General features: G+C 43.4%; 17 protein-coding genes and 1 riboswitch. Of the genes, 5 read left to right on the forward strand and 12 right to left on the reverse strand.

Going from position 1 to position 19,833, the window contains the following annotated elements:
* Positions 1-441: 441 nt before the first annotated feature.
* A complete protein-coding gene (locus tag AWH66_RS17410) occupies positions 442-897 on the forward strand; it encodes an RNA recognition motif domain-containing protein (protein ID WP_006075693.1) in 456 nt (151 codons plus the stop codon).
* Here the strand turns inward: AWH66_RS17410 and murI are convergent.
* The 3 genes from murI to AWH66_RS17425 all read right to left on the reverse strand — a co-directional run bounded on the left by murI (position 851) and on the right by AWH66_RS17425 (position 4,293).
* Entirely contained in the window at positions 851-1,651 is an 801-nt protein-coding gene (gene murI / locus AWH66_RS17415; protein WP_063604242.1) for a glutamate racemase, read from the reverse strand. The two genes, AWH66_RS17410 and murI, sit on opposite strands and share 47 nt — an antisense overlap.
* 70 nt (positions 1,652-1,721) lie before the next feature.
* Positions 1,722-2,393 (reverse strand): Dph6-related ATP pyrophosphatase, encoded by a 672-nt coding sequence (locus AWH66_RS17420; RefSeq protein ID WP_063604241.1) that lies wholly within the window; start codon positions 2,391-2,393, stop codon positions 1,722-1,724.
* Positions 2,394-2,442: 49 nt separating this feature from the next.
* The gene (locus AWH66_RS17425) at positions 2,443-4,293 is read right to left on the reverse strand and encodes a TonB-dependent receptor domain-containing protein (RefSeq protein ID WP_063604240.1); all 1,851 of its coding nucleotides are present in this window, start codon (positions 4,291-4,293) and stop codon (positions 2,443-2,445) included.
* A 55-nt stretch (positions 4,294-4,348) separates the two neighbouring features.
* A riboswitch (cobalamin riboswitch) is annotated at positions 4,349-4,558 on the reverse strand.
* Between the two features lie 154 nt (positions 4,559-4,712).
* Between AWH66_RS17425 and trmA the strand changes: the two genes are divergently transcribed.
* Positions 4,713-5,822 (forward strand): tRNA (uridine(54)-C5)-methyltransferase TrmA, encoded by a 1,110-nt coding sequence (gene trmA, locus AWH66_RS17430; protein ID WP_031493059.1) that lies wholly within the window; start codon positions 4,713-4,715, stop codon positions 5,820-5,822.
* 72 nt (positions 5,823-5,894) lie between these two features.
* Here the strand turns inward: trmA and AWH66_RS17435 are convergent, their stop codons facing one another.
* Together AWH66_RS17435 and fabR are read right to left on the reverse strand one after the other, a co-directional pair.
* Entirely contained in the window at positions 5,895-6,266 is a 372-nt protein-coding gene (locus tag AWH66_RS17435) for a YijD family membrane protein (protein ID WP_006075523.1), read from the reverse strand.
* Positions 6,266-6,907, reverse strand: a complete 642-nt coding sequence (gene fabR / locus AWH66_RS17440) for an HTH-type transcriptional repressor FabR (protein ID WP_006075522.1) — start codon at positions 6,905-6,907, stop codon at positions 6,266-6,268. The genes AWH66_RS17435 and fabR overlap by 1 nt, the downstream gene beginning before the upstream one ends.
* 395 nt (positions 6,908-7,302) lie before the next feature.
* Between fabR and sthA the strand changes: the two genes are divergently transcribed.
* A complete protein-coding gene (sthA, locus tag AWH66_RS17445; RefSeq protein ID WP_063604239.1) occupies positions 7,303-8,703 on the forward strand; it encodes a Si-specific NAD(P)(+) transhydrogenase in 1,401 nt (466 codons plus the stop codon).
* A 44-nt stretch (positions 8,704-8,747) separates the two neighbouring features.
* On the opposite strand, the gene dinF is transcribed toward sthA, so the two are convergent.
* From dinF to AWH66_RS17460, 3 genes are all read right to left on the reverse strand, one after another.
* Complete coding sequence (gene dinF, locus AWH66_RS17450) at positions 8,748-10,094, reverse strand: MATE family efflux transporter DinF (protein WP_063604238.1); 1,347 nt, start codon at positions 10,092-10,094, stop codon at positions 8,748-8,750.
* Positions 10,095-10,189: 95 nt separating this feature from the next.
* Entirely contained in the window at positions 10,190-11,002 is an 813-nt protein-coding gene (locus AWH66_RS17455; RefSeq protein ID WP_038228738.1) for a class I SAM-dependent methyltransferase, read from the reverse strand.
* A gap of 752 nt (positions 11,003-11,754) precedes the next feature.
* Positions 11,755-12,372 carry a c-type cytochrome gene (locus tag AWH66_RS17460; RefSeq protein ID WP_031493056.1) on the reverse strand — a complete coding sequence of 206 codons (618 nt, stop codon included), beginning with the start codon at positions 12,370-12,372 and terminating at the stop codon, positions 11,755-11,757.
* Between the two features lie 195 nt (positions 12,373-12,567).
* Between AWH66_RS17460 and yihA the strand changes: the two genes are divergently transcribed.
* Positions 12,568-13,227 (forward strand): ribosome biogenesis GTP-binding protein YihA/YsxC, encoded by a 660-nt coding sequence (gene yihA, locus AWH66_RS17465; RefSeq protein ID WP_206360058.1) that lies wholly within the window; start codon positions 12,568-12,570, stop codon positions 13,225-13,227.
* Positions 13,228-13,628: 401 nt separating this feature from the next.
* On the opposite strand, the gene spfP is transcribed toward yihA, so the two are convergent.
* From spfP to hemB, 4 genes are all read right to left on the reverse strand, one after another.
* Positions 13,629-13,676, reverse strand: coding sequence for a small protein SpfP (spfP, locus tag AWH66_RS26350; protein WP_438356636.1), 48 nt, complete (start codon positions 13,674-13,676; stop codon positions 13,629-13,631).
* Positions 13,677-13,869: 193 nt separating this feature from the next.
* Positions 13,870-16,668, reverse strand: a complete 2,799-nt coding sequence (gene polA / locus AWH66_RS17470; protein ID WP_063604237.1) for a DNA polymerase I — start codon at positions 16,666-16,668, stop codon at positions 13,870-13,872.
* 651 nt (positions 16,669-17,319) lie between these two features.
* Entirely contained in the window at positions 17,320-17,748 is a 429-nt protein-coding gene (locus AWH66_RS17475; RefSeq protein ID WP_063604236.1) for a GNAT family N-acetyltransferase, read from the reverse strand.
* Positions 17,749-17,840: 92 nt separating this feature from the next.
* Entirely contained in the window at positions 17,841-18,878 is a 1,038-nt protein-coding gene (gene hemB, locus AWH66_RS17480) for a porphobilinogen synthase (protein WP_006072195.1), read from the reverse strand.
* A gap of 142 nt (positions 18,879-19,020) precedes the next feature.
* Between hemB and AWH66_RS17485 the strand changes: the two genes are divergently transcribed.
* On the forward strand, positions 19,021-19,782 hold the full coding sequence (locus AWH66_RS17485) for a TatD family hydrolase (RefSeq protein WP_063604235.1): 762 nt from the start codon (positions 19,021-19,023) through the stop codon (positions 19,780-19,782).
* Positions 19,783-19,833: the final 51 nt, after the last annotated feature.

Here is a 19,833-nt window from a genome sequence, read left to right on the forward strand (position 1 = left end):
CGAGGTATCTAATTTGATTATCATCAACGAGTGCCCACACAGATTGATAGGTCTATATTTTTAAAGAACATTTTCTAACTCTCAAGCCGCTTTGCGTCTCGTCGTTAGGGGTGCGTATCTTACGCTTCCCGTTTTGAGAGTCAAGCGTTTTTTTCAAACTTTCTTTTCTCTCTCAACCGACGCTGCTTTGTGACTTTCGTCTCACTCCGTGTCGGTGAGGCGGCATTATAGAGATCACTCAAACTATGACAAGTGTTTTTTTGAATTTATTTTCCGTTCGCACAAAAAGCCATCGATACGGTGTTTTTTCGATAAAAATTCAACATTTGAAATACATCACACCAATTAATTGGAAAAATCACACTCAACTACGTAATATTCTTATATCTATTTGTTAACGATAGATGCCATTATTCGTAAATAAAAAAGTAGTACTTTAATATGGACTCCAATAAATCTCTTTTTCTGGTAGTAGCGATTGCTATATTAGGCGGTATTGTATTTTCTCAATTCGCTGACGTGCCACCAGCTGTTGCTTTTGTCATCGGTGTAGTAGCCACCTTTTTTGTTGTTAAGTTTTCTACTGCTTCACCTACACCATCTGCCGAAACTACAAAGTCGACCAAAACTCTCTACGTCGGCAATCTTCCTTATAAAGCAAATGAATCTCACGTAAAGGAGCTCTTTGCTGAGCACGGTGAGGTATTTGCCGTTAGATTAATGAAGGACAAGCGCACGGGTAAACGACGTGGGTTTGGTTTTGTTGTGATGGCGAGCTCCGACGCAAAAGCGGCAATCAAAGCTCTAAATGAAAAGGATTATATGCAGCGGACTTTAAAAGTACGTATTGCTAATGATCCGAAGCACCCTGAATCGGCAACAACTGAACAGGAGTAAAACAGAGTTGTCGTAACGTTTTATTTAGTGCTTCTTCTTCAAAAGGAGGAGCACTACTAAACACCTCCATGGTTCCCTGCCCCAAAGATGCCTCTTCTATCTCCAATAGACTTTCTACTCTTCTTGCAATTGCGGCCCCTGAATCAACTAACTCAACACAGTTTCCCAATACCAATGCTATTTCTTCCCTAATAAGAGGAAAATGGGTACAACCTAATACTGCTACATCAATTTTTCCTTTAATAGGAGAAAGTATGAGTTCCAGCTCTTGAAGATCGACCCGCTCATTCCTCAGCTTCTGCTCTGCCATTTCAACTAATCGACTATCACCTATCAGCTTTACTTCTTTATCAGTAGCAAAGTTACGAATTAAGTCATGAGTATATTGGCGAGTAATCGTTGCTGGTGTAGCAATCAAGCCAACTGCTGTTTTAGAGAGTAGTGAAGCTGGTTTAATGGCAGGGACGACGCCTACCACAGGAATGTCTATTCGTTTTCTTAAATGAGGGAGCACAATGGTACTGGCCGTATTGCAAGCAATAACAACAATATCGACCACTTTGCGCTGCATCATTTGTTGTATCAGTGTACAGGTGCGGTTTACTAGTGTTTCAGGTGCCAATTCACCGTAGGGATATGCCTCATTGTCGAATAGATAGATATAGTTTTCTTTAGGTAAGCGTTGGACTATTTCTTTAAATACAGAAAGTCCACCCACACCAGAGTCAAATATTAGTATATTTTTTCGATTCATTGATTAACGTATCACGCTCACTACTAACCTGTTCGCCAACATAATACTCATAACCCTATTGTCGGTAAACTTATCCGCGAAGTTCTGACTCAACGCTGTATCTTAGATGACTGAATCTCGGCGCAGATTCAATTTCAACCTGTTGAATAGAAATAGGGTGACTAAAATAGTTCGAGTTACAGACTAAGGTATGGAATTCCCCATCTTCTCCGCAAGGGTCAACGTTATTAGGTAATTCTTGAATAAGCTCATCGGTATAAACTTTCCCACACAATGTTTCCGAAAGTACATTTCTATCTACGGTAACCAACACCGTCTCAATCCCTCTGGCAATGATCTCCTGTGCAAGCTTTGCGCTGCTTTCACCAACCAAAGGAAAAACCGCTTCTAGCCCCGCAGGTTGGACATAGCTTTTTCTATATTCAACAATTCCATTACAGAACATGTCACCAAATGCTATCCCATCTACTGCCAAGCCAGAAGACTTTACCCCCTCAATAACGAGCGATTGGTAAACATCGTTAGGTGGGAAAACGGCAGGTAGCTCTATCGTTACTAATGGCATCCCCAATCTATCTGCTTGCAATTGAACGACTTCTAATGGGGTCACTTGAAATGGAACCTCACCGTTGACATGAGTTGTGTAGAGACCAACGACATTATAATCCGGAGATTCCATTAATCGTTCGAAAGTAAGGGTTGAATCTTTGCCAGATGACCAACTGATGATGATGTTTTTCATTTAGGATTACCTATTAAAAACGCCTCCTAATTGGAGGCGCTGTTTGCTATTAGAACTGGTACATGGCATTCACGTAGTAATTACGTTCTGGTGTCTTATAGCCACTCACCGTTTCATACTCTTCATTGAATAAGTTGCCAACTTTCGCACCTAGACTTAGGCCGTTATCAAAGTAGTAGGTGCCGGCAATATCAACTAACGAATAAGGGTCTAGTACTTGAGTATTGGCTGCATCATTATAGCGTTTCCCTTGATATAAGTAGCTCAGCTCGAATCTCCAAGAAGCGATGTTATATGAGGCATTCCACTTTCCGCTATTGCGAGCGCGTCTTACTAAGTCCTTACCTGTGCTTTCGTCTTTAGCATCTAGATAGTCGTACGACACCTCATGCTCAATCGCTCCGGTATCAAAACGAGTTACTAGTTCAATACCTTCAATCTTAGCTTTGTTGATATTAACGTTCGTAGAACCATTACTGGCAATCATCTTATCCACATTACTGCGATAAGCACCTAATCTAAATCCTAATAAAGCAAACTCACCTTCTAAAGCAATTTCAGAGGTTGCTGACTCTTCAGGAACTAGATTTGGATTACCTTCATAGCAGCCCCATGGACCACACTCTTTAGGCCAATACAGTTCATTAAAAGTAGGCGCCTTAAATGCTGTTCCATGCATGGCTACAACCTTTAATTGCTCCGTGACGTTCACACCACCACCTAACTGGTAAGTGGTGTAGTTTCCATAAGCACTATTGTCATCATGTCGAACATTAGCCTCTAGTGATAGGCGCTCTTGATTATAGAGCGCACCTAAAAAGATGGCTCCATTGTCTCGGGTGTCTTTAGTCATGGCTTTAGTTGTGTTATCAACTTTATCTTTGTACCAATCAATGCCGCCCAAGAAACTCAATTCATCATTTACTTTTACGTTGTTATTCCAGTTCACTGCAACGCGATTGGTCGAAATGGTCCCTTCAGGAGCTCCTTGACCATAAGATTTCGCTTTATCTTGATTCGTAGTCAGTGTCAGCGACGAATCAAAGTTATTGCGCATATAGTCACCAGCAACACTAAAGCTGTACAAGTCACTATCCGACTTATCTACGCCAGTCCAAGGGTTATCAAATTCAATATTGTGTTTTTGGTAATAACCATTGGCCTTTAGTTGCCAATTTTGATCCAATCGTTTACCCATATCGAGGACTAGATATTGACTGGTATAGCCATCGTCATCCGCATCTATTGGATTAGTGCTGGTCGGTTGGACATTGTAGCCATTACTAGACTGATGAGTAGCTGTCAGATTGAGCCATCCATTCTCCGCATCACCTAACGATAATGTGCCACCAAGGTTATAACTTCCAAAGCTTCCCGCTCCAGCTTTAACTCTACTTGGAGAGCCGTTTTTATTAGTGGTGATAATATTAACCACACCACTTACCGCATCAGAACCATATACCGCAGCACGGGCACCACGGATAATTTCGATACGTTGCACACCATCAAGAGGAATGGCTGACAGATTCGCAGCGCCTGTTGTTGCACTACCAATTCGAACACCGTTGATTAATACCAAAGTGTTCTTACTAGAGCGACCTCGAATGTACAGTTCAGCATTTTGACCAATACCACCTTGGTTTGCGATCTGTACGCCGGGTAAACGTCGTAATATCTCAGAAACTGATTTGGCTTGAATAGCGTCAATTTGCTCACGATCAACAACTTCAATTGGAGCAAGAACATCTTTCAGTTGCTGTTCAACACGGTTCGCTGTTACGACCATGGTTTCATTTGCGAGTTTACTTTGTTCACTTGGGTTCGTTGCTTCTGCCAGTGAAAAAGAAGCATAAGAAGAGAGCGATGCAGCCACTGCTATCGCCAAAAATGATTTGTTCATTTGTTATGTTGTCCTAAATCGCGTAAGTCCTACCAAGCTACCGTTGTCATTGGTTAACGAAGCTTGGCTGCTGGCAGGTATTCGGACTCAAGAGCTTAAGGATCACAGTGAACCTAAACCTACTGCCTCGACTTCCCGTAACTCGTACAGTGTCATTTGAGGGGTCGTTCTCTTTTACCGCTGCGCGTCAGTTCTGGATTTACACCAGATTCCCTTTTCAGTGAGATTCCATTGTCATTCTCACACCAGCTAGGCGGAATGGTATTAACAACATGGTAATTTGTCTATAACAGATTGAACTAAGCTATAGATATCCAGCCATATTGAGAGACAATTCTGGGAAAAACTGGACAACGACGGGAGATTGAATAAAATCTGCCCTCCTTTTAAAAACTCATTACCGACGATAGGCGACCACAATGGCAAATCTCGACTTCACACCAGAAGGCTACCAAATTCAGCTCGACGAAAAATCTCAACGATTGATCGATATGATGGCGCCTTATTCTGCTCCTGAACTCGAAGTATTTACTTCTCCAGAGAAGCACTATCGCATGCGTGCAGAATTCCGCGTTTGGCACGAAGGAGAGGACATGTATTACATCATGTTCAATCAAGAAACTCGTGAAAAGTACCGCGTGGACCAATTTCCAGCAGCAAGCCGCCTCATCAACGATTTGATGCCATTGCTTATGGATGCAATGAAAGGTAATGACGTTCTGCGTAAGAAGCTATTCCAAGTTGACTTTCTTTCTACACTCAGCGGTGAAATTTTGGTTTCGTTGCTGTATCACCGTCAATTAGATGATGCTTGGAAAGCAGAAGCAAAAGCCCTTAAGCAACGCCTTAATGATGAGGGGTTCAAACTCAACCTCATTGGCCGAGCTCGTAAAATGAAAATCGTCTTAGACCAAGACTATGTGCTAGAAACCTTGCATGTAAATGGTCAGCCTTACCATTACCAGCAAGTAGAAAATAGCTTCACCCAGCCAAATGGTCCCGTAGCTCAGAAAATGCTGGAGTGGGCGGTGGACTGCACTCAAGAAAGCAAAGGTGACTTGCTGGAGCTTTACTGCGGTAATGGCAACTTTTCACTTGCATTGGCGCAAAACTTTGAACGCGTTCTCGCGACAGAGTTAGCGAAGCCTTCAGTTGACTCGGCACAATTCAATATCGCTGAAAACAAGATTGATAATGTACAAATTATTCGCATGTCTGCTGAAGAGTTCACTGAAGCGATGGAAGGAAAGCGTGAATTCCGCCGTCTACAGCAACAGAATGTCGATTTGAAGAGCTACAACTGCAACACGATTTTTGTCGACCCACCGCGTGCGGGCATGGATATTGATACGTGTAAAATGGTGCAAGGTTACCAACGTATTCTGTATATTTCGTGTAACCCAGAAACACTGAAAGACAATTTGGATGTATTGAGTGAAACTCACACTATCACTCGATTTGCGCTATTTGATCAGTTCCCGTTTACTCATCACATCGAAGCCGGTGTGTTGTTAGAACGTAAAGCGTAATCCGCCACAGCGTAGACAAAAAAACGAGCCCATAGCGGCTCGTTTTTTATTCGCGTACATTAATAATGCCTATTAGGCTTCTTTCATAATGTAGCCAAGTTTCTTACCAATCCAGAACAGCAGAACCAATACAACGATGATCGCGAAGAAGTTGGAGCCGGCATCTGGGTACTGGGCTTTAGTGAAAGCCGAATGACCAAATGCGCCAACAAAAAACGCAGCCAAACCTACCATCGGGAAGTCTTCTGGAATTGGGTTCTTTAGATACTCTTGATATAGCGCTTGAACAGATAGAACAAGAGCTATCAGAGGGAAAATAGAGAATGCAACTTCGCTAACGGTTAGCCAAGACAACATTGCATTACCACACATACCAGCGATAAGCGCTAGCACTAGGGTTTTCTTACCGCTATTACGGCTTTCGGAGGATACTTCATTGGACATTAGTTCAACCCTTCTTTTTGACGGTTTCTTTCACGTTCTTTGCGATACCAGTGTGCGCCTTTGGCAACTATCCTAAGTTGGACAATTAACCTTTCTGCCAGTTCATATCTTTCTTTCTTATTAAGATCGAGTGCTTCAGCACCAGAACTGAATACCAAGATAACCGAAGCCTCAGCCTGAGCGATAGCTTCATCACGGTCCATGCCCGTACTCACAAGGTATTCGGTTAATTCTGCTGAAAAATGCTGGATCTCACGAGCGACTGCGGCTCGAAAGTCAAATGACGTACCCGAACGCTCTCGCAACAATAAGCGAAAAACGTTAGGACTACTTTCAATGAACTCCATAAAGGTTTCAACCGAAGTACGAATCACACTGCCTTCTTTGACAATACGTTGGCGTGCTTGTCGCATCAATTGTCTGAGCAACAAGCCTCCTTCATCTACCATGGTGAGTCCCAATTCATCCATGTCTTTGAAGTGACGATAAAAAGACGTTGGTGCAATACCAGCCTCTCGTGCCACTTCGCGTAAACTCAAATTTGAAAAGCTGCGATCAGCACTTAACTGGCTAAAAGCAGCATCGATCAATGAACGACGCGTTTTCTCTTTTTGTTGTGCACGGATACCCATTGATTTCATGTTTTACCTAGGTTTACTTGTTGACTACCATTCATACGGTAATTGAGGGAGTGCTGGTAATATAGCGCGAATAGCCTGTTTGTATAAGCCTATGCAAAAGGATTTTTAATAAAACACTTTGTAAGTCTCACTTCACTTTACAACTCAACACATTCTATAAAATTGGCAGCATACAAAGGCTAAACCACGTAAGGTATGGCAACTTAAGACAAATCTCGTGATCTTTCACACCCTATCACGGCAACTTGGTTTACCAAGGTTAATAATCCGTTAGAATCTCGCTAACAAGAATTTAAGTAATGTTAACGCCGCAATACCTGCTGTTATGCCCAAATAGGCAAGCCCAACTGGAGGTCTTTTGCGTGATGCAGTTAGGTACAACGAGGATATACACTATGAGTCGCTCCAAACATTTTGATGCCATCGTGATAGGAAGTGGACCCGGTGGTGAAGGTGCTGCTATGGGACTGACTAAAGCAGGACTGAACGTTGCCATCATAGAAAAAGAAAGCAGCGTTGGTGGTGGATGTACTCACTGGGGCACTATCCCATCAAAGGCACTCAGACATGCGGTTAGCCGTATTATCGAGTTCAACAGCAACCCACTGTTCTGTGGCAATAACACCAGTCTCCACTCTACCTTCTCTAATATTCTTGGTCATGCCAAAACCGTGATAGATAAGCAAACTCGATTGCGCCAAGGGTTCTATGACCGTAATGAGTGTACGTTACTGTTTGGCACAGCTCGCTTCGTCGATTCAAATACACTGGAAGTCACGAAAACCGACGGTACCGTCGATACCTACACAGCCGATAAATTTGTTATCGCGACAGGCTCTAGACCTTATCGCCCAGACGATGTTGACTTTAGCCATCCTCGTATCTACGACAGTGACTCTATTTTGTCACTAGAACATGACCCAAGGCACATCATTATTTACGGTGCGGGGGTTATTGGTTGTGAATACGCCTCTATCTTCCGTGGCTTAGATGTCAAAACAGACCTTATCAATACTCGTGAGCGTCTGCTGGCATTTTTAGATAATGAAATGTCTGACTCACTGTCGTACCACTTCTGGAACAGCGGCATGATGATTCGTAATGATGAAACCTACGCTAAAATTGAAGGGACCGAAGACGGCGTCATCATTCATCTGAACTCTGGGAAGAAAATGCGCGCTGACTGCATACTGTATGCGAATGGCCGAACGGGTAATACTGATGCGTTGAACTTATCTGCGGTGAGCCTAAGTGCTGATTCTCGTGGACAACTGAAAGTCGATAGTAACTATCAAACCGACGTTGACCACGTGTATGCCGTGGGTGATGTGATTGGTTACCCTAGTTTGGCTAGTGCTGCTTATGATCAAGGCCGTTTCGTCGCCCAAGCCATCACTCAAGGTGAAGCGGACGGTAAGCTGATTGAAGACATTCCAACAGGTATCTACACCATTCCAGAAATCAGTTCAGTCGGTAAAACAGAGCAAGAACTTACCGAAGCAAAAGTCCCTTATGAAGTGGGACGTTCATCGTTTAAACATCTTGCTCGAGCTCAGATTGCTGGTAAAGACGTGGGAAGCTTGAAGATTTTGTTCCATCGCGAAACCAAAGAAATCTTAGGTATCCATTGTTTCGGTGAGCGTGCTGCGGAAATCATCCACATCGGCCAAGCGATAATGGAGCAAAAAGGTGAAGCTAATACCATCGAGTACTTTGTTAACACTACCTTTAACTATCCAACCATGGCTGAAGCCTACCGCGTAGCGGCGCTTAATGGTTTGAATCGCTTATTCTAGTGTTTAACGAATGTATAAAAAAGGCGGCTTGATAGCCGCCTTTTTTATGCTTCGAGGAAGGTTTTGCTACGCCATTGATGCAAAAAGATCATGGCTAACCCAAAGCCTCTTATTCCCATAAAACTCAGCATAGCTAACCAAAGTGCATGGTTACCCATTCCACTTGTTATATAGAAAATGGCAAAGAAACTACAGGTCGCAACAAACATGCTGTTTCTCATATCTCGACCTTTGGTAGCTCCAATAAAGATGCCATCAAACAAGAAACACCACATCGACACCAAAGGCATAGCAACCAACCAAGGTAAGAACACCATCGCTTGTTGCTGGACATCGGGAATACTGGTAATTGAACCAATCAAATTACTGCCCCACACCATAAAGACCACCGTCAGACCACTACAAATAATCAAGCTCCAGAAGAAGGTAGCAAGCAGCGACTCGGTCAGCGCCGTTCGACTCTTTGCACCGATCGCCTTACCGACCATGGCTTCCATCGCATAAGCAAAACCATCCATGCCATAAGAGATGATCATTAAAAAGCTCATCAACACAGCGTTAGCAGCCACAATGTCATCACCAAAAGCCGCACCTTGGAAGGTCATAAAGCTAAACGTCGCTTGTAGGCAAAGAGAGCGTAAGAAAATATCTCGGTTCAGTTTTACAAAACGACCAATATCACTTGCGACATCGGACAGCAAAGAGCGTATAGCAGGCAACTTGCGGTGACTCCAAGTGCGCCATACACACCAGAGTCCGAAAGCACAACCCGAGTAATCGGCGATCACAGATGCTAACGCCGCCCCTTCAACTTTCCAGCCCAAGCCGATAACAAATAGAACATCAAGCACAATATTGACAACATTGGTGATGATTACCATCCACATCGGTGCTTTGGCATTTTGTGTGCCTAGTAACCAACCTAGTAGTACAAAGTTGAGTAGTGACGCAGGCGCACTCCAAGCACGGATCGAAAAATACTGGTGACCATAGTATTTCACATCATCACTGGCGCTGCTCAATGAAAAAACAAGGTCGGCGATAACGCTGTGCAATAATAAGAATACCAACGCAAAGCCCAACGCCATCAGTGTGCCCTGCAAAAATACTAAGGCGAGCTGTCGATTATCCTGAGCACCAAAAGATTGAGCAGTCAGTCCAGTTGTCGACATTCTAAGAAAGCCGAGTAGCCAAAAGGTCACACTGATCATCGTACTACCGAGTGCCACGCCACCGAGATACCAAGAATGCTCTAAATGACCAATAACTGCGGCATCCACTAACCCCAGAAGCGGCACGGTAATATTCGAAAGCACCATGGGAATGGCTAATAGCAAGACACGGCGATGAAGTTCAATATTAGACAGAATAGAGAAATATTGTCGAAACACACTGACCCCAAAAACAACACCACCATAGAAACTATGGTGGTGGTTAAAAAATAGTTGGGGCTATAGTAGCGTTAATTGACCTTAGGTTCCTACTCCTACCATTCAACATTGATCACGTTCGGTGTTAATCGGTGCTTATAAAGTGGCAGCTTGGCGATAATACGTTGCCACTTAGACCAGCGCTGACAATGTTGGTCGATGGGTGAAAGGAGTGACACTTTATGAATCCACGGCAACCAATTCAGCAATTTCTGAGTTGGGCGGCGCAGACCATGTTGATAACGCTCGCCTCCCATCCTTTTCCCCAACCGCGAGGTCGTCAAATCACCGGCCAACACCACACACGCCTGAGCATGTTGAAAATAGCAACCGATCGATTGGATAAAGTGCGCAATGCGATTTTCTCTTCTTTCAAGTAGTGCTTGCTCACAAACCACCAGTACAGGTCTGTCATTTGGAACCGATAAAGATTGTAGCCAGCTCATATCATCAATAGATCCGCACCTTAATTGATAACGTTCACTTTTATGGAACAATCGTTGTCGCCAAACAAGGTGTTCATTGGTATCGACTTCAACCCAATGGCAACGACCATTATCAAGGCGATAGAATCGGGTATCGAGCCGAGCTCCAACGTTGATAACCCAACCATCAGGGTTGGTTTCGAGAAAACGTTTTACTTGAAGGTCACAAATTTGTGTCAGAGTGGCATGGAGAAGCTGACTTTGATCTACATTACCCGTGAGGCAATCGGGAGCGAGATGGCAACGACGACAAGCATGAGCTGCAATAGGGTCATAAATAATGCCATCATCTAATAGGCTTTCACGACTTCGAAACCAAAGAGGTCGAAGCAACTTAGTTGGCACATCAAAATGCTCTGACTCACGACTCGTTTGATTTTTCATTTCCCACCCTCCGAAAGAGTGCAAATGATAATCGATATCAATTAACTTCACAAGACAAATGATAACTAATGTCATTTATCTTGTGAGCAGACGTAAAAAAAGCGACAGGAAGACCTGTCGCTTTCTATCGCCATACGGCGAAACTGTTAGCATCTTTTGATGCTTCACAAATATCCGTTTGTTATTTGTGCTTCCACTGCTAATTCTTGTTTGTCATCATCCTGATGCGTTTTCGCGTTCCCTAGCAAAGCCATTTGCGCGAGTTCTTCCTAAACCCTGTCCGTTTAAGTTCTCATCCTGAGAAAAGCTGACCATCCCTATCCGCCTGCACTCCTAGTACAAGCCAATCCGTTGTGTTTCCTCTAACCTTCCTAGTTAGACATCCTTGAAAACCATCTTGGTCTGAAATCCCTGTGCCTACTTCCTGTCGACAAGGAACAATTTACCCGAGGGAGGATTGAAAACAACCTGCAGAGCGCTTTTTTCATGTTTCTTTTACAGAAAAATTAATAAAAAACATTAATTTCAAAAACTTATGCTTAATTAATGGCAATTTAGTGACAGCAAGTATGGCAAATATCTCACAACCTCATCAGCCAAGTAGAACAATGAGAGCAACACGCTTAACAAGCAACTAGTGAGATAAGTCACCAAAAACAACAATGCCCCTTCATTCGAAGGGGCATTGTTCACTCGGTTTGGCGTAAAGAAACTATTGTTGGGCTGCTAAGTTGTTGCAACGTTGAATTGGATTAGTGTAGACCGCCTACATACTTAGATAGGGTGTCGATATCGTCATCATTCAGCTTCTTAGCGATATCACGCATCATAGCGTTCATATCGTTAGCACGGTCACCACTACGGAATTTCTCTAGCTGAGCTTTAACATATTCAGCGTGTTGACCAGAAATTTTAGGGAAACCAGAAAGTTCCGTACCGTTACCACGAGGGCCGTGACAAGCAATACAAGCCGTAATACCACGTTCTGCATCACCAGCCATGTAAAGTACTTTACCTTGGTCAACGACATTCTCTGGAGTACTGTTTGGTGCTAGAGGCATTGACGAGTAATACGCAGCAAGATCCGCCATATCTTGCTCAGATAGCGGCATTGCCATACCACTCATCACAGGATCGTAACGACCTTGTTTACCACTACTCGTCATACCGAGCTTCAGATCTTTTAGTTGTTTTTCAATATATTTGGCGTGTTGACCAGCAATACTAGGGTACATGGTTAACTGACTGTTACCATCAGCTCCGTGACACGCAACACAGGTTTGGGATTTTGCTTTACCAGCTTCAATATCGCCTTGGGCCCATACTGAGCAGCTGACTACAAGACTCAAGATTAGCGCTAATTTTTTCATGACATTCCATTATAATTATCAAGCTTCCAGTACCACTACACGCCTCGCGAAACCCAACAGAATGGTGCCAAAAGGACAAAGTGAGGTAACACGGGCAATTAATACCGTTCATGGTACAATGTGTGGCCATATGCCGAGCACGGTTATTTTACACAATTTCACAAAAAAGTAATCAATCGACTACACAAAGTCGAGATGGAGTTAACAGTGAGCGTAAAAATTCATTATCAAAACACGCATTTCATAACAAGTGCACCTGATATTCGTCACTTGCCAGAAGATGAAGGAATCGAAATCGCGTTTGCAGGACGCTCCAATGCAGGTAAATCGAGTTCACTAAACCGTCTAACGAACCAAAGAGCTCTGGCTAAAACCAGTAAAACTCCAGGCCGTACTCAACTTATTAACTTATTTAAGGTTGATGAAGGTTGTCATATCGTTGACTTACCAGGATACGGCTTTGCTCAAGTCCCCCTAGAAATGAAAAAGAAATGGCAAAAGTCACTGGGTGAGTACTTACAGAAGCGCAAATGTTTAAAAGGTCTTGTGGTCCTAATGGACATCAGACACCCAATGAAAGATCTCGACCAACAGCTTATTCAATGGGCGGTAGAATCTCATATTCCGGTACAAGTGCTACTGACTAAAGCAGACAAACTAAAGAGCGGTGCTCGTAAAGCGCAGGTTCTTAAAATTCGTGAAGCTGCACTGGCCTTTGGTGGCGATGTTCAAGTAGATGCGTTCTCTTCTTTGAAAGGAATTGGTGTCGATCAACTGCGCAGCAAACTTGATACTTGGTTTGCTCCAGCATTTGAAATGTTAGAAGACGATATCAGCGACGATATCGAAGAGTAAGCCCCCAGAAACAAAACGCCCCGCCATCCTGGCAGGGCAATGGGAGAGAGAAGATTTAGTTATTGTTTGCAAAAAGAATCTATCAAGTCCGTTGATAATTCAATTGCCTACCACGCAAAATGTGAGCTAGTCTTCTCTACCACCCCAAATTCCTCTCGTAGCAAAACCCATCCTAATCTTTACTTTTCATATAGTTACGCCTAAATTATGAACCTCTAAAGATGGCTTAGTTCTATGTGTAAATTATCAATACTGTGAAGGTCGTTAAATTACAAATTGGATGGGAAATGGGCGTCAAAACAGAAGAAAAATGACAAGGCGTCTAAGAGATGATGCGATAGGGAAATTTTCTTTGCCACAAGAAAAAACGCCCCAGTCAAATACTGACTGGGGCGGCTGAATCAGCCTAATCCAATAACGTGAAACAAAAGGTCTGAAAGATAGAACATCTTACCTCTGTACCCTACGCGTTCTAATGTACAACAACTGATCAGAAAATGAAACCGTTTTTGTAGTTTTTTTTCATGAAAGTTTTGTTAATAGACATAACTGTTTTAGATATAAAAACTTTTTTAATGACAAAAAAAAGCCAACGACTGTGCGCTGGCTCATGTTAACTTGCTCAAATTGCTCAAAAATTGTCTAGTGAGCCTGATCCCAGTTGTCACCATGACCAGCTTCAGCAACCAATGGAACCTCAAGCTCTGCTGCTGATTCCATCAATTTTTGTATTTTACTTTCAATTTCGCTCAAAGATGACGATTCCACTTCAAATACCAGCTCATCGTGTACTTGCATAAGAAGCTTAACCTTACCCTCGCCTTCCGCTTGCACCCACTCATCAACGAGTAACATCGCTTTCTTGATGATATCTGCAGCAGTACCTTGCATAGGCGCGTTGATCGCCGCTCGCTCCGCTGCTTTACGACGCATACCATTACGCGATTTGATTTCTGGTAGATGTAGGCGACGACCAAAGATGGTTTCCACGTAACCTTTTTCAGCCGCCAACGAGCGCGTGTCTTCCATGTACTGCATCACACCTGGATAACGCTCAAAATAGGTATCCATATATTGTTGTGCTTCACCACGAGGAATACCCAACTGCTTAGATAAGCCAAATGCACTCATGCCATAGATAAGACCAAAGTTAATCGCTTTTGCACGGCGACGTTGTTCACTGGTCACCTGATCAATATCGACACCAATGATCTCTGCCGCCGTTGCCGCGTGGATATCTTTACCATTTTTGAACGCATCCAATAGCGCTTTGTCACCAGACAGATGGGCCATGATTCGCAGTTCAATTTGAGAATAGTCGACAGCAAGAATCTTCCATCCATGCGGCGCAATAAACGCTTGTCGAATACGGCGTCCTTCTTCATTACGAATTGGAATATTCTGCAAGTTTGGATCAGTCGACGACAAACGGCCAGTCGCCGTTACGGCTTGGTGGTATGACGTATGAACACGGCCTGTTTCTGGATTGATCATCTTAGGAAGCTTGTCAGTATAAGTCGACTTCAGCTTAGCTAACCCACGATATTCCAAAATCAGCTTTGGTAATGGATAGTCTAGCGCTAGCTCTTGTAGCACTTCTTCATTGGTAGAAGGCGCACCGGATGGTGTCTTCTTGATTACAGGTAAGCCCATCTTCTCAAAGAAAATGGTTTGAAGCTGTTTTGGCGAGCTTAAGTTGAACTCTTGTCCGGCAATCTCAAACGCCTTTTGCTCCAGCTCATCCAGTCTTGCTGCAATTTCCTGAGATTGCGCGCCTAGCAACATATCATCAATCAATACCCCCGTACGTTCAATACGAGACAAAACTGGCACCAGTGGTACTTCAATATCTTGGTAAATACGATTCAGCGCTTCATTTTTCTCAAGCTCTGCATTCAAACGCTGATGGAGTCGGAAGGTCACGTCAGCATCTTCAGCAGCATAAGGCGATGCTTGCTCAAGATCGATCTGGTTAAAGGTGAGCTGCGCTTTACCTTTACCTGCAATTTGTTCGAAAGAGATACAGCTATGTTGCAAGAAACGCAAAGCAAGGCTATCCATATCATGCTTACCACCAACACTGTTGTAGACGTAAGACGCCAACATAGTGTCAAATTTGATGCCTTTAAGCTCAATATCGTAGCGAGCTAATACGCTGGCATCGTATTTTAGGTTTTGCCCAACCTTAGCAATCTCATCATCTTCTAATAGCGGCTTCAACTGCTCTAAAACCCACTGACGATCAAGCTGCTCAGGCGCACCAATATAGTCGTGAGCTACAGGGACATATGCCGCCACCCCTTCTTCAATCGCAAATGACAGACCAACAAGGTTCGCCACCATATAATCTAGACTGTCGGTTTCAGTATCAAAAGCGATAACAGGAGCAGACTTCAGTTTCTCTAACCAGCTGTTGAAGCTCTCTTCGGTGAGGATGGTTTCATAGGCACTGCGATCAATAGTGACTTGTGACGTGTCCATCTCAGATTGTTCGTCACTTTGAGATGCACTGGTGGTTTTTCTTGCTGCGCTCTCCACCGCTACAACTTCACCAGTACCGCCTTCAAGTAGCTCATTTAACCACGACTTAAAGGTAAGCTGACCGTACAATTTTGTCAGTTCATCCACGTTCGGTTGCTGCTTTAGAAGAGACTCTGGTGTGCAGTCTAACTCGACATCAAGCTTAATCGTCGCTAACTCATAAGACAAAACTGCATTATCTTTATGCTCTGTAAGTTTCTTAGCCATGGTTTTAGAACCACGGAAACCAAGCGGTGCGATATCATCTAAGCGTTCGTAAAGATCTTTGATCCCACCAATGCCTTGAAGCAATGCCGTCGCGGTTTTATCGCCGACGCCAGGGACACCTGGAATGTTATCCACTTTATCGCCCATTAGAGCGAGATAATCGATGATAAGCTCTGGAGGAATACCAAACTTCTCTACCACACCTTCTCGATCCATCACTACGTTAGTCATGGTATTGATCAGCGTAACATTATCATCCACAAGCTGAGCCATATCTTTATCACCCGTACTAATAAGCACAGGCATACCTGCTTGCGATGCTTGATGTGCCAGCGTACCGATAACGTCATCCGCTTCCACGCCAGGTACACAGATCAATGGCAGACCCATTGCTTTAATCACATTATGCAGAGGCTCAATCTGACATCTCAAATCATCAGGCATTGGAGGACGGTTTGCCTTGTATTCCGGATACATATCATCACGGAAAGTTTTACCTTTCGCATCAAACACCACCGCAATTCGCTCAGAAGCAAATTGACGCATCATGCTTCTCAGCATGTTCACTACACCGTAAACCGCATTGGTTGGTATTTCACCATTGCTCATCGTTTCTGGGTAGGCGTGGAAAGCTCGGTAAAGATAGGAAGATCCATCAATGAGAATCAGTGGGTTGTCTGGTATATGAGCCATGTCTAAGTATCCAAGATTGCAGGTTATAAGCTATAAGAATGCCACGTCTCATGGCACTATGCCACGACCTTTCACTGGCTATATACACAGCTTAAGAATAATATTGGCGATTATGGTATCATCTTCTGTGGATAAGTCTGTTTATATAGTTATTTTAAATCGAAGTGGATAACTGAAAAAGAACAAAAACTTTAAATTAAGTCATTGTTTTATATGTAAATATATTCAGATCTACATGTATAACTATGATCCTTTCAGGATCAAGCCATGTGGAAAACCTTCTTTTACAGAAAGCAATCGTTGCAGAATTATGTTCTATTTATAACCGCTCAAATAATACTCAACCACCAGACAGAAAAAAAGCGACATCATGGATGTCGCCTAGCAAAAATAGGAGGAAGTTATCTCATTATCTGAGTACATCTAACCGACCAAAAAGCTATAAATACACTGGAAGCAATGTGAGCAATGTCGTGTCAAAAAGAACCAAGCTTGATTGAAATCTGGTCACTAGTGCGACTGAAGTAATCAGAACCTTTTTCCTTAGGACGAGTTAATAGTAATCATTCTCATTTAAGTCGTCAACAACTAATTGAGAATTTCTCTCATTAAATTTTTATCACCATCACCCATCTTCCATTTATTTATATTTTACAGATACTTAATAAACTTAATTCTGGTTTCAATCACTAACGGCTTGGGCTCACAATCATAGATAAAGTATCCATTTTTTATCAGCAGCCTTAACATGGATGGAAACTGATTACGCGATTTAACCGTAATGTGTTGGTAACCTTGTTGCTTCGCCCAGCGTTCTTGGTACTCCATCAGCACTTGAGCAACACCCTGTTTTCTTGCCACAGGAGAGACTCCGCCGAACCAGCTGTAAAAATTAGCCTCATCAATCTGATAACCAATTTTAAAGCCCAATAAGACTCCTGCTTTTTCTGCCACTAATATCAGATGCTTGTGGCCATTCAAACGTGCTTGCAGGCTTGCGATGGTTTCTTTGTGAGCAAATTCCTCGATAAGTTCAACGATACTCACCACCTCTTCAAGCGTTCCTTCACGAACCAACATATCATTCACTCCTAACTATTATCGGCAAAACTAAAAAAGCCGGTTGATACAACCGGCTTTTCACACTCAAGAATGTCGCTAATCAAAGTTAACTATTTCAAGAAGGTCTTTGCTTGACCATTTTCTTCAGCTAACCACTCCGCGACATCTTTAGCAAAGTAAGTAAGAATACCATCTGCGCCAGCACGCTTGAAGCAAAGCAAAGACTCTAAGACTGTCTCGCGCTCTTTCAACCAGCCATTTTGAATTGCAGCTTTGTGCATCGCATATTCACCGGACACTTGATAAGCAAAAGTCGGCACTTGTAGCTCACTTCGTACGCGACGCACCACATCCAAATAAGGCATACCTGGCTTCACCATCACCATATCTGCGCCTTCATTGATGTCCATTGCTACTTCATGCAAGGCTTCATCACTGTTGGCTGGATCCATTTGGTAATTTTTCTTATTACCGCCCTTCAAGTTCGATGCGGAACCAACAGCATCTCGGAATGGACCATAGTAATTTGACGCGTATTTTGCAGAGTAAGCCATGATTTGTGTGTGAATATAGCCAGCTTCTTCAAGCGCTTCACGAATTCGGCCAATACGCCCATCCATCATGTCAGACGGAGCAACCACGTCCGCACCAGCTTCTGCATGAGATAACGCCTGTTTAACTAGTACCTCTGTCGTCTCATCATTTTGCACATAGCCGTCTTCATCGATGATGCCATCTTGACCATGCGTGGTAAACGGATCGAGCGCCACATCGGTAATCACACCCATTTGGGGTACATTCTGTTTTAGTAAGCGCACTGCACGTTGCACCAAACCTTCTGGGTTATGTGCTTCAGCTGCGCAAAGACTTTTCGCGTCTTGGGTGACGACTGGGAAAAGAGCAATGGCAGGAACGCCAAGCTGAGCCAAATATTCCGCTTCTTCCAGCATCAAGTCTATAGATAGACGCTCGATACCCGGCATAGAATCTACCGTCTCTCTGCGGTTTTTCCCCATAAGAATAAACATTGGATAGATCAAATCATCCACCGACACTTTATTCTCCGCCATCAAACGTCGGCTGAAATCATGCTTGCGCATACGGCGCATACGTCGTGCTGGGAATTGACCTTGAATCGATACAGACACCTTTCTCTCCTTGTCTGGACAAATGCGAAAACCAAGCATATCACTCTTGTTTCATCATGCTAGTAGTAAAATTGGAAAATGCTAAATCAGAAACGATATACTCAACCTATTATTTGATCAGTGAAACTACAATGACGCGACTATGATAGATACACACGCTCACATCTACGCTACAGAATTTGATAACGATCGCGACGAAGTCGTACAACGAGCTCGCGCTGCGGGCATCGAACACATCCTGCTACCCAACATTGATTTAGAGTCTATTGAGCCTATGCTAGCCACTGAAGCCGCCTACCCAGAGATGTGCCGCTCAATGATGGGGCTTCACCCTTGCTACGTGGATGGCGACGTCGAGCAAACCTTAAAAACCATTTACTCTTGGTTTGATAAACACAACTTTATCGCCGTTGGTGAGATAGGCATAGATCTATATTGGGACAAGACCTATCGAGCGGAACAAGAACACGCCTTCATTACCCAGCTAAACTGGGCGAAAGAACTCAACTTGCCGGTTGTTATTCATACCCGAGACTCAATTGAAGAAACCCTAGCTCTGCTAAAAGGTGAGCAAGATGGCAACCTTTCTGGCGTATTCCACTGTTTTGGTGGTAACTTGGATGAAGCCAAAGCCATTAATGACCTAGGCTTTCATCTTGGTCTTGGTGGCGTATCAACATTCAAAAACTCCGGCATGGACAAAGTGATTCCAGAGTTAGATCTGAACTGGGTAATTCTTGAGACAGATTGTCCTTACCTAGCGCCCGTCCCACATCGTGGTAAACGAAATGAACCGGCTTACACTGAGTTAGTCTTAAAGCGTATTGCAGACGTTCGAGCGATGAGCGAGCAGCAGATTTTGGACATCACGACACAAAATGCTAAATCACTATTTAGATTATAAGCTTTCGTTTGTTCATCTCAAACCGTGCCATTGCTTCAACTTTGACATGGC

It is taken from the genome of Vibrio barjaei, assembly GCF_001639065.2.
GTDB lineage: Bacteria > Pseudomonadota > Gammaproteobacteria > Enterobacterales > Vibrionaceae > Vibrio > Vibrio barjaei.